Annotated in this window: 9 protein-coding genes; 2 read left to right on the top strand and 7 right to left on the bottom strand. The window is 65.8% G+C overall.

Annotated elements, in window-relative coordinates; all coding sequences use genetic code 11:
• Nucleotides 1–346 precede the first annotated feature (346 nt).
• From ABNW52_RS13300 to araD1, 7 genes are all read right to left on the bottom strand, one after another.
• A complete protein-coding gene (locus tag ABNW52_RS13300; protein WP_349588657.1) occupies nucleotides 347–1,039 on the bottom strand; it encodes a 2-dehydro-3-deoxy-6-phosphogalactonate aldolase in 693 nt (230 codons plus the stop codon).
• A 1-nt stretch (nucleotide 1,040) separates the two neighbouring features.
• A complete protein-coding gene (locus ABNW52_RS13295; protein WP_349588654.1) occupies nucleotides 1,041–2,012 on the bottom strand; it encodes a 2-dehydro-3-deoxygalactonokinase in 972 nt (323 codons plus the stop codon).
• A gap of 58 nt (nucleotides 2,013–2,070) precedes the next feature.
• Nucleotides 2,071–3,267, bottom strand: coding sequence for a multiple monosaccharide ABC transporter permease (mmsB, locus tag ABNW52_RS13290; RefSeq protein WP_349588651.1), 1,197 nt, complete (start codon nucleotides 3,265–3,267; stop codon nucleotides 2,071–2,073).
• Entirely contained in the window at nucleotides 3,264–4,796 is a 1,533-nt protein-coding gene (gene mmsA / locus ABNW52_RS13285) for a multiple monosaccharide ABC transporter ATP-binding protein (RefSeq protein ID WP_349588649.1), read from the bottom strand. The genes mmsB and mmsA overlap by 4 nt, the downstream gene beginning before the upstream one ends.
• A gap of 146 nt (nucleotides 4,797–4,942) precedes the next feature.
• On the bottom strand, nucleotides 4,943–5,998 hold the full coding sequence (gene chvE / locus ABNW52_RS13280) for a multiple monosaccharide ABC transporter substrate-binding protein (protein WP_349588647.1): 1,056 nt from the start codon (nucleotides 5,996–5,998) through the stop codon (nucleotides 4,943–4,945).
• Nucleotides 5,999–6,126: 128 nt separating this feature from the next.
• On the bottom strand, nucleotides 6,127–7,566 hold the full coding sequence (locus ABNW52_RS13275) for an aldehyde dehydrogenase family protein (RefSeq protein ID WP_349588644.1): 1,440 nt from the start codon (nucleotides 7,564–7,566) through the stop codon (nucleotides 6,127–6,129).
• A complete protein-coding gene (araD1, locus tag ABNW52_RS13270) occupies nucleotides 7,563–8,567 on the bottom strand; it encodes an AraD1 family protein (RefSeq protein ID WP_349588641.1) in 1,005 nt (334 codons plus the stop codon). Before araD1 ends, ABNW52_RS13275 begins: the two co-directional genes overlap by 4 nt.
• A gap of 112 nt (nucleotides 8,568–8,679) precedes the next feature.
• Between araD1 and ABNW52_RS13265 the strand changes: the two genes are divergently transcribed.
• Nucleotides 8,680–9,639 carry a LysR family transcriptional regulator gene (locus ABNW52_RS13265; RefSeq protein WP_349588638.1) on the top strand — a complete coding sequence of 320 codons (960 nt, stop codon included), beginning with the start codon at nucleotides 8,680–8,682 and terminating at the stop codon, nucleotides 9,637–9,639.
• Between the two features lie 115 nt (nucleotides 9,640–9,754).
• Nucleotides 9,755–11,476 (top strand): IlvD/Edd family dehydratase, encoded by a 1,722-nt coding sequence (locus ABNW52_RS13260; RefSeq protein ID WP_349588635.1) that lies wholly within the window; start codon nucleotides 9,755–9,757, stop codon nucleotides 11,474–11,476.
• Nucleotides 11,477–11,550 lie beyond the last annotated feature (74 nt).

Raw genomic sequence — 11,550 nt, 5'->3', positions numbered from 1 at the left:
TGTTCTTGCGGCCAACGTGCTTGAGTTGCGCCGGGGCCCCAGAGACAATCCAGCGTGCTTTGCAACTGCTTGACGCCGCTTGCTATCCGTTTGAATTGCCGTAGCAGTCACCGTTTGCCGCCGCGCCGCCTGTCCGTGCTCCCGATGCAGGCTGCGGTTCGTGAAATTCATTGCAGACCCGTGGTTTGCTGGTGCCGCTGTCGCGCGATAGCAGGTTGCGCGGCAGCCAATGAAAAAGCCGCCTCACGTAGCTGGGCGGCTTTTTCATTCCCGGTTGTCAGGGGGATCGTCCCCGACCGGCGGAGAAAATCCTGGGCGGTCCCGGGCGGCACGCGTCCGCCAGCTGTCAATCGGCGTCCCGATTTGTTCCGACAACTCCGGCTGGTGCGCTTCCTTGGTTTTGCAGCGCAGCGGCAAAGCGCTGGGCCTGCTGCTTGATATCTGCTGCGGTCATGCCCGGCCTGAACAGTGCGCTGCCGATGCCGAAGCCACTGGCACCGGCGGCACGGAAGGCGGCCATATTGTCCGGGGTGATGCCGCCCACTGGCAGCAGCCGGGTGGCGGGCGGCAGCACCGCACGCAGCGCCTTGATGATGGCCGGGGTGACGGCTTCGCCCGGGAACAGCTTCAGGCCGTCGGCGCCGGCCTGCAGTGCAGCAAAGCATTCGCTGGCAGTCTGTACACCGGGCAGCGCGTACAGCCCCAGCGCCTTGCTGGTGGTGATCACCTCCCGTTCCAGATTGGGCGACACGATCAGCCGCCCGCCGGCGGCGGCCACCTCGCGCACCTGCTGTGCGCTGAGCACGGTGCCGGCGCCTACCAGCATGCGTTCGCCAAAGTGGCGGGCCAGCAGCGCGATGCTGTCCAGTGGGGTAGGCGAGTTCAGCGGTACTTCCACCATGCGCCAGCCGGCGTCGTACAGTACCGCGGCGATGGAGAGCACTTCGTCTGGGCGGACCCCGCGCAGGATGGCGACCAGCGGCAGCTGCGCCATGGCGCGGTCCAGTTCTAGCGGCGGGGTGAGGGTTTGCTGCTGCATGTCAGGGCTCCAGGAGAAGGTTGGCCGCCAGCGGCCGGCACAGGCCGGCCTGACTGGCGATGTGCCACAGGCCGGCGCTGGCGGCGCGCTCGCCGTCCAGGCAGACGGCGACGACGCCCAGGTGGCGCAGGGCGGTGGCGTAGCGGCGGGTCAGCGCCGGGCTGCCGATCAGCCCGCAGCGCGCCACGCTGCCGCCGGCGGCCAGCGTGCCGTGGATTTCGTAGCCGATCAGCAGGCCGGACAGCCAGTCGTTGAGCGCGGCGGGCGGCAGTTGCTGCTGCACGCCGCGGGCGCGCACGCCGAACAGCTGGTGCAGCCAGTCGCCCTTGTCGCGGGCGGCATTCACACCGGCGAGGAAGCTGTCGCTATCGAACGCCCCATCCGCCAGCAACGGCGCCAGCAGGCTGTGTTCGCGTAGCAGCGCGTACAGCTCGCCGGTCATGCAGGTGGACAGCGACAGCAGCTGCCCAGCCTGCAGCCGCAGCCATTTGTTGTGGGTGCCGGGGGTGAGGATAAGCTCCGGCGCCACCAGCTCCGGGTAGGCGGCAGCCAGGCCGGCGAGCTGGGTTTCTTCGCCGCGCATCACGTCGCGGAAGCCGTCGCCGGCGCTGTCATGGCAGACGCCGGGCACCAGGTAGACTGCGCGGCCCCAGGCATCCAGCCGGGTAAGGTGTTGCCCCAGCGCCGTTAGCGGCAGCGGGGTGGGCAGGTAGGGCACTGCCTGCCAGCCGTGCTGGCTGCCGACCATGCCGCAGGCCAGCAGTGGTATGCCGGGATAGGCCTGCAGCCATGCGGCCAACCAGGCTGCCACCGCGGCCACGCCGGCGGCGCCGGGGTGGTGGCTGACGCCCAGCGGCGCCTGCATGCTGTGCAGCAGCTCGCCATCCTGGCCGAACAGGAAGGCGCGCACCTGGGTGGAGCCCCAGTCCAGGCCGATCAGGGCCGGGGCGGTTACGGGTAGGGGGTGGGACATGATGGCTGCCTCGCGCAGTGGCGGGGTTGGCCGCACCGGGGCGCGGCCGCCCGGCGCCTTATTTGTTCTTGTAGTAAACGTCCACCCATACCGCGGCCAGCAGCACCAGGCCCTTGATCACCTGCTGGTAATCGATGCCGATGCCGAGGATGGACATGCCGTTGTTCATCACCCCCATGATGAAGGCACCGATCACCGCCCCCATCACCTTGCCGACACCGCCGGAGGCGGAGGCCCCGCCGATGAAGCAGGCGGCGATCACGTCCAGCTCGAAGCCGAGGCCGGCTTTCGGCGTGGCGGTGTTCAGCCGCGCGGCAAACACCAGGCCGGCCAAGGCCGCCAGCACCCCCATGTTGACGAAGGTGTAGAAGGTCAGCCGCTGGGTGTTGATGCCGGACAGGCGGGTGGCCTTCTCGTTGCCGCCCAGGGCGTAGATGCGGCGGCCGACGGTGGTGCGGTTGGTGACGAACTGGTACAGCGCCACCAGCAGGCACATGATGATCAGCACATTGGGCAGGCCCTTGTAGGCGGCCAGCTTGTAGCTGAAGAACACGATGATGGCGGCAATCAACAGCTGCTTGGCCCAGAAGAAGTGGGTGGGCTCTTCTTCCATGCCGTGGCGGGTATGGGCGGCGCGCTGTTTCACCGCCAGCAGCAGCAGCGCCACCGCGGCGGCGCAGCCCAGCAGCAGCGAGCTGACATGCAGGCCGTCGCTTTCCAGCGCCTCCGGGATGAAGCCGGAGCTGAGTTTCTGGAAGATTTCCGGGAACGGGCCGATGGACTGGCCGTCCAGCAGGGTCAGCGCCAGGCCCTTGAACACCAGCATGCCGGCCAGGGTGACGATGAAGGACGGGATGCGGTGGTAGGCCACGAAATAGCCCTGTGCCGCGCCGATGATGGCGCCGGCCAGCAGGCAGACGGCGGTGGCGACAAACACCGGCACCTCGTGCTGCACCATCAGCACCGCCGCCAGCGCGCCGATGAAGCCTGCCACCGAGCCCACCGACAGGTCGATGTGCCCGGCCACGATCACCAGCAGCATGGCCAGCGCCATGATCACGATGTAGCTGTTCTGCAGCACCAGGTTGGTTAGATTGAGCGGCATCAGCAGCGTGCCGTCGGTCTGGATCTGGAAGAACAGCATGATCACGAACAGCGACAGGAACATCGCGTATTCGCGGAAGTTGCGGCGCAGGAAGCCGCTGTATTTCTTGTCTGCCGCCGCTGGCGGTAGGGTCACGGTGTGGTCGTTCATTTCTCGCTCCCGGCGCGTACGATCGCGCTCATGATCTTTTCCTGTGAGGCTTCGGCGGCGGGGAACTCCGCCACCATGCTGCCTTCGTTCATCACGTAGATGCGGTCGCACATGCCCAGCAGCTCCGGCATTTCCGACGAGATCATCAGCACGCACTTACCCTCGGCGGCCAGCTGGCTGATGATGGTGTAGATCTCGTACTTGGCGCCCACGTCCACGCCGCGGGTGGGTTCGTCCAGGATCAGCACCTCGGGCTGCGAGAACAGCCACTTGCTCAGCACCACCTTCTGCTGGTTGCCGCCGGACAGGTTCACCACCTGCTGCGTCACGCCGGAACAGCGGATGCGCAGTTTCTCGCGGAACTCACGCGCTACGGTCACCTCGCGCGCCTGGTCTATCACCCCGCCGCGTGCCACCCGCGACAGGTTGGGCAGGCTGATGTTGCGGGCGATGTCGTCGTGCAGCACCAGCCCCAGCCCCTTGCGGTCCTCGGTGACATAGGCGATGCCGTGGCGTATCGCCTTGCGGATGGTGCTGACATCCACTGCCTGGCCGTGCAGGTAGACATCGCCCTGGATGCGCTGGCCGTAGCTGCGGCCGAAGATGCTCATCGCCAGCTCGGTGCGGCCGGCGCCCATCAGGCCGGCAATGCCGACGATCTCGCCCTTGCGCACATGCAGGTTGATGTCCTTCAGCAGTTGCCGCTCCGGGTGCTGCGGGTGGCTGGCGCGCCAGTTACGCACCTCGAACACCGTGCCGCCGATCTGCGGCTGGCGGCGCGGGTAACGGTCCGACATCTCGCGGCCAACCATGCGCTGGATCACGCGGTTTTCCGGGATCGGCGCATCGGCGCAGTCCATGGTCTCGATGGCCATGCCATCGCGGATCACCGTGATGCGGTCGGCCACCTTGGCAATCTCGTTGAGCTTGTGCGAGATCAGGATCGAGGTGATGCCCTCGCGCTGCAGCTCCAGCAGCAGCTCCAGCAGCGCGTCGCTGTCGGTTTCGTTCAGGCTGGCGGTAGGCTCGTCCAGGATCAGCAGCCGCACGTTCTTCGACAGCGCCTTGGCGATCTCCACCAGTTGCTGCTTGCCCACCCCCAGCTCGCTGATGCGGGTGGTGGGTGCCTCTTTCAGCCCCACTTTCTGCAGCAGCGCGCTGGTGCGGGCATACACCTGGTGCCAGTCGATGACGCCGTGGCGGCCCGGCTCGTTGCCGAGGAAGATGTTTTCCGCAATCGACAGCTGCGGCACCAGCGCCAGCTCCTGGTGGATGATGATGATGCCCAGTCGCTCCGAATCGCGGATGTCGCGGAAGGCCTGCACCTGGCCGGCAAAGGCGATCTCGCCGCTGTAGCTGTGGTGCGGGTAGACACCGCTCAGCACCTTCATCAGCGTGGACTTGCCGGCGCCGTTCTCGCCGACAATGGCGTGGATTTCGCCCGCCCGCACCGAGAGATTGACTTGGTTCAGCGCCACCACCCCGGGGAATTCCTTGGTGATGCTGCGCATTTCCAGAATTGTTTCCACTGCTTCGTCCCGTCGTGTAGCCCCGGTCGCCGGCGTGCGGCGGGCAGGGCGGTACCGTCGAATCCGCACCGGCCGGCATGCGGCCAACCTTCAGCCCGCATGCCGCGCCGGCACCGGCGGGGGGCCCGCCAGCGTGGCCGGATCAGTTAGAACATGCCCTTGGAGTAGTAGCCGGTATCCACCAGCACCTGCTTCCAGTTGCCGATGTCGACGCTGAGCGGCTTGAGTAGGTAGGACGGCACGATCTTCACGCCGTTGTTGTAGGTCTTGGTGTCGTTCACCGGTACCGGCTTGCCCGCCAGCATGGCGTCGATCATGTCGCTGGTGACCTTGGCCAGCTCGCGGGTGTCCTTGAACACGGTCTGCGACTGCTCGCGCGCCAGGATGGATTTCACCGACGGCAGTTCGGCATCCTGGCCGGTGACCACCGGCATCGGCAGCTTGGGCGTGCCGTAGCCCACGCCCTTGAGCGAGGAGATGATGCCGATGCTCAGGCCGTCATACGGCGACAGCACCGCATCCACCTTGGCGCTGCTGTAGTTCGCGCTGAGCAGGTTGTCCATGCGCGCCTGGGCCACCGCACCGTCCCAGCGCAGGGTGGACACCTTGTCCATACCCAGCTGCTTGCTGCGCACCACCAGCTTGCCCTTGTCGATGTAAGGCTTCAGCACCGACATGGCGCCGTTGTAGAAGAAGAAGGCGTTGTTGTCGTCCGGCGAACCGCCGAACAGTTCGATGTTGTACGGGCCCTTGCCTTCCTTCAGGTGCAGCGCCTTCTCGATGTAGCCGCCCTGGATCACCCCCACCTGGAAGTTGTCGAAGGTGGCGTAGTAGTCCACGTTCTTGGAGCCCTTGATCAGACGGTCATAGGCAATCACCTTGATGCCCTTGCTGGCGGCCTTGGACAGCGCATCGGATAGCGTGGTGCCGTCGATGGCGGCGATCACCAGCACCTTCGGCCCCTTGGTGATCATGTTCTCGATCTGTGCCAGCTGGTTGGGGATGTCATCCTCGGCGTACTGCAGGTCGGTCTTATAGCCCTTGGACTGCAGGTACTTGACCATATTGCTGCCATCGGCGATCCAGCGTGCCGACGACTTGGTCGGCATCGAAATGGCAACCATCCCCTTGTCGGCGGCGTGGGCGGCCAGTGGTGCCAGGCCGGCCAGGCCAAGCAGAATCGCCAGTGTGTGTTGTTTCATGACCATCTCCTCTTTGTCTCTCTGTATATGACCGGTCACTGCCTGGCTCGAACGACCAGTGGTGGGTGACACGATGGGCTCTGCGGCATTATCCGGCAGCAGATCGGAATCCAAACAATTGTTTACGCTCAGGGCGCCGTATAGGCGGTCTTGACCGTGGTGTAGAACTCGATGGCGTGACGACCCTGTTCGCGCGAGCCATAGCTGGAGGCGCGGCGGCCGCCAAACGGCACGTGGTAGTCCACGCCGGCGGTGGGCAGGTTCACCATCACCATGCCACTTCGGCTGCGGCGCTTGAATTCGCTGGCGTGGCGCAACGAGCGGGTGCAGATGCCGGCGCACAGGCCGAACTCGGTGTCGTTGGCCAGCTGCAGTGCGTGCTCGAACGACTCCGCCGGCATGGCCACCGCCACCGGGCCGAACACCTCCTCGCGGGCGATGCGCATCTGCGGCGTGCCGGCCAGCAGTGCCGGCTGCAGGTAGTGGCCGCGGCTGGCGCGGCTTACCAGCTCGCCGCCGAACAGCCGTCGCGCGCCTTCGGCCTCGGCAATGCGCAGGTAGTCCAGGTCGGTGGCCAGCTGTTTTTCGTCCACCACCGGGCCGATGTCGCAGCCCTGGGCGGTGGCGTTGTCCACGCGCAGGCCGGCCAGCCGCTGCTGCAGGCGCGCCAGGAACGGCTCATACACGCCCTGTTCGATGATCAGCCGGCTGGACGCGGTGCAGCGCTGGCCGGTGGAAAAGTAGGCGCCGTTGACGGCGGCCTGCACCGCCACGTCCAGGTCGGCGTCGTTCAGCACCACAAGCGGGTTCTTGCCGCCCATCTCCAGCTGCACCTTGGCGCCGCGCTTGCTGGCGGTATCCAGGATCTGCTGGCCGACACCGGCCGAACCGGTAAAGCTGATGGCGGTGACTTCCGGGTGCTGCACCAGGGTCTGTCCCACCAGGCGGCCGCTGCCCATCACCATGTTGAACACCCCGGCCGGGATACCGGCGCGATGCAGGATGTCGGCCAGCACCCAGGCGCAGCCCGGCACCAGCTCGGCCGGCTTGAACACCACGGTATTGCCATAGGCCAGAGCCGGCGCGATCTTCCACGCCGGAATGGCGATGGGGAAGTTCCACGGCGTGATGATGCCCACCACGCCTACCGGCTCGCGGCTCACTTCCACGCTGACGCCGGGGCGTACCGATGCCAGCTGCTCGCCGCTGATGCGCAGTGCCTCGCCGGCGTAAAAGCGGAAGATCTGGCCGGCGCGGCCAACCTCGGCCACCGCTTCGGGCAGGGTCTTGCCTTCCTCGCGTGCCAGTAGCAGGCCGATTTCGTCCTGGCGGGCCAGCAGCTCGTTGCCTACCGTCTGCAGGATGTCGGCGCGGCGCTGGATGCTGCTCAGCGACCAGTCGGCAAAGGCGGCGCTGGCGGCCTCGATGGCCTCGCTGGTGTCGGCGGCGCTGCCGCGCACGTATTCGCCCACCGGGTTGTCCAGATCGGACGGGTTTTCGTTGAGCCCGGTGGTGGAACCGTTCACCCAGCGGCCGTTGATGTAGTTGCGGAATACCGGCAGTTTCATAGTGCGCGCACTCCCTCGATGGCAAAGCCCGCCGCGGTGGCGGCCACCGGGTTGCGCAGCGCCGGGCCGAATTCCGGGATGTGGATCACGAACGCGTCGCCCTGCTGTACCGCGATACCATCGGCAAAGCTCAGGGTGGCAGTACCGAAGAAGTGCAGGTGCACATCGCCCGGGCGCAGGAACTGGCGGTACTTGAAGTGGTGGTATTCCAGGTTGGCCAGGCTGTGGCACATATTGGCCTCGCCGGTCAGGAACGGCTTTTGCCACACGATGGCGCCGTCACGCTCGATACGGCTTTCGCCGGTAAGCGCCGCCGGCAGCGCGCCGATGCGCAGCGCCGGCCCCAGTGCGCAGGGGCGCAGCTTGGAATGCGCCAGGTAGAGATAATTCTGCCGCTCGGTGACGTGGTCGGAGAACTCGTTGCCCACCGCAAAGCCCAGCCGGCAAGGTTGGCCGTGCGGGTCGATGACATACAGCCCCACCAGTTCCGGCTCCTCGCCGTAATCCAGCGCAAAATCCGGTGCCGGCAGCGGCTGCCCCGGGGCGGCCACGATGCTGCCATCGCCCTTGTAGAACCATTCCGGCTGTACGCCAGGCTGGCCGTTCTGGTGACGGCCGCCTTCCAGCCCCAGGCGGAAGATCTTCATGCTGTCGGTCAGCTCGGCGCTGTCGTGCTGGTGCAGCTTCTGGTGCATCTGGTCGCGGGTGGCGGCACTGCCCATGTGGGTGAGGCCGGTGCCGGTAACGTAGCAGTGGGCCGGGTCGGGGTGGGTCAGCGGCGGCAGCAGCGCACCGCGTTCTACCAGTCCGGCGTAGGGGGCCGGCTCGCCCTGCGGGTAGTCCTGCAGGCTGGTGGCCAGGTCGCGGCCGCTGGCAATGGCGGCCTGCGCCAGTGCATAGGTGGAGGTCAGGCCGCGCAGTGGGCGGTACTGCTCGCCATCGTCGGAAAGCACGCCGACGGCAGGCTGGCCATCGGTGTCGAGATACTGGATCAACAACATGAAGCGGACTCCTGGCTGGGTGTTGAATCCATACTATCGCCAGAAGTGATGCACAACTAATGAAAAAAATGCCAGTATTGATACTGTTTTCCATATCAATTTGGTGGCAGGCATGGCAGGCAATTACGGCAACTGGTTCATCCGCTCACGCTTGAAGACCCGGCAGCTGCTGCTGCTGGTGGCGCTGGACGAGGAGCGCAACATCCACCGCACCGCCGAGGCGCTGATGATGACGCAGCCGGCGGTGTCCAAGCTGCTGAAGGAGCTGGAGGACATGCTGGAGGTGCCGCTGTTCGAGCGGCTGCCGCGCGGCATGCGGCCAACCTGGTACGGCGAGATCATGATCCGCCACGCGCGCATGGTGCTGTCCAGTCTCAACCAGGCGCACGAGGAGATTCATGCGCTGAAGGCCGGGCAGATGGGCCAGGTGCGCATCGGCGCGATTACCGACCCGGGCACCCGGCTGGTGCCGCTGGCCATCGCCCGCATCAAGCAGCAGTACCCGCTGCTGGACATCAACGTCACCATCGACACCAGTGACATGCTGCAGCCGCGTCTGATGGCGGGCAAGCTGGACATCATGATCGGCCGCATCCTGCAGCAGCAGGACAAGAGCAGCCTGGTATACGAGGCGATAGCCGAGGAGCCGATCAGCATCGTCTGCCGCCCCGGCCACCCGCTGCTGAACGTGGCGGGGTTGGGGCTGCGCGATGTGTTTTCCGCCGGCTGGATTCTTACGCCCGCCGGCAGCGTGCTGCGCCACCGTATCGACATGGGCTTTCGCCAGCAGAACATCGACCCGCCCAGCAATGTGGTGGAAACCGTGTCGCAGCTGGTAACCACCACGCTGCTGGAATCCACCGACATGCTGACCGCCATCGCCACCCGGGTGGCGGAGCACTACAGCCGCTACGGCATGCTGCGCATTCTGCCGATCAACTTCCCGTGCAAGATGGATGAATTCGGCTTCATCACCCTGCGCGACCAGCAGCTGTCGCCGGGGGCGGTGCTGATGATGCGCACGCTGCGCGAGGTGGCCAACGAGCTGTACGGCACCAGCTTCCAGCTGTGATTGATAATTTTTTTGGTATCAATTTTGCTATTTTTTTCATTGGTTTGGCATCGTTATGTGTTGCTAGGATGTTTCCATCACGCACGTCACAGTGCAGTAGCCACGGGAACACATCATGAGCAATGCCAACAAGACACTACGCAGTCAGGGCTGGTTCGGTAAGCAGGACCGGGACGGATTCATGCATCGCAGCTGGGTGAAGAACCAGGGCTACCCGGATGACCTGTTCGATGGCCGGCCGGTGATCGGCATCTGCAACACCTGGTCCGAACTGACGCCGTGCAACGGTCACTTTCGCGAACTGGCCGAGTTCGTCAAACGCGGGGTATACGAAGCCGGTGGTTTTCCGCTGGAGTTTCCGGTGATGTCGCTGGGGGAAACCCAGCTGCGGCCAACCGCCATGCTGTTCCGCAACCTGGCCAGCATGGATGTGGAAGAGTCCATCCGCGGTAATCCCATCGATGGTGTGGTGCTGCTGATGGGCTGCGACAAGACCACCCCCTCGCTGCTGATGGGCGCCGCCAGCTGTAACCTGCCCACCATCGGCCTGTCCGGCGGGCCGATGCTCAACGGCAAGTTCCGTGGCAAGGACGTGGGCTCCGGCACCGGGGTGTGGATGATGTCGGAGATGGTGCGTGGCGGGAAGATGAGCATGGAAGAGTTCGTGGCCTCCGAATCCTGCATGCATCGCTCCAAGGGCAGCTGCATGACCATGGGCACCGCCTCTACCATGGCCAGCATGGTGGAAGCGCTGGGCATGTCGCTGCCGGAAAACGCCGCCATCCCGGCGGTGGATTCGCGCCGCAACCGCCTGGCGCAGCTGACCGGGCGCCGCATCGTGGACATGGTGAAGGAAGATCTCACCATGTCCAAGATCCTCACCCGCGAGGCGTTCGAGAACGCCATTCGCGTCAACGCGGCGATCGGCGGCAGCACCAACGCGGTGATCCACCTGCTGGCGCTGGCCGGCCGCATCGGCGTGCCGCTGACGCTGGACGACTGGGACCGCCTGGGCCGCGAGATGGACTGTCTGGTCAACCTGCAGCCGTCCGGCCAGTACCTGATGGAAGACTTCTACTACGCCGGCGGCCTGCCGGCGGTGATCCGCGAAATCTCCGGCGTGCTGCACGCCAACACCGTCAGCGCCAACGGCAAGAGCATCGTGGAAAACTCGGCAAATGCGCCATGCTACAACCGCGAGGTGATTCGCCCGCATGCCGAGCCGTTCAAGCCGGATGCCGGCATCGCGGTGCTGAAGGGCAACCTGGCGCCGGACGGCGCGGTGATCAAGCCGTCCGCCGCCACGCCGGCACTGATGACCCACACCGGCCGCGCCGTGGTGTTCGAGGACATCGACGACTACCACGCGCGCATCGACGACCCGGAACTGGACGTGGACGAACACTGCGTGCTGGTGCTGAAAAACTGCGGCCCGCGCGGCTACCCCGGCATGGCCGAGGTGGGCAATATGCAGCTGCCGCCCAAGGTGCTGCAGAAGGGCATTACCGACATGGTGCGCATCTCCGATGCGCGCATGAGCGGCACCGCCTACGGCACCGTGGTGCTGCACACCTCGCCGGAGGCGGCCATCGGCGGTCCGCTGGCGCTGGTGCGAAACGGTGACATGATCGAGCTGGACGTGCCGGGCCGCCGCCTGCACCTGCACGTCAGCGATGCCGAGCTGGCCCGCCGTCGCGAGCAGTGGGTGGCGCCGGAACAGCCGTCGCGCGGCTGGTACCATCTGTACGTCAAGCACGTGCAGCAGGCACACCTGGGTGCCGACCTGGATTTCCTGGTGGGCAGCAGCGGCGCTGCAGTGCCGCGCGAATCGCACTAGCGGGGCCTAAGGTTGGCCGCAAGCACAACAGACCGCGAACAACAGCGGTCGGACACTACCTACAAAGAGAGAGA

This window comes from Vogesella oryzagri, from assembly GCF_040148885.1.
In the GTDB taxonomy this organism is placed as follows: domain Bacteria; phylum Pseudomonadota; class Gammaproteobacteria; order Burkholderiales; family Chromobacteriaceae; genus Vogesella; species Vogesella oryzagri.
Note: the sequence above shows the minus strand (reverse complement) of the source record. Positions and strands in the feature narration are given on the sequence as shown.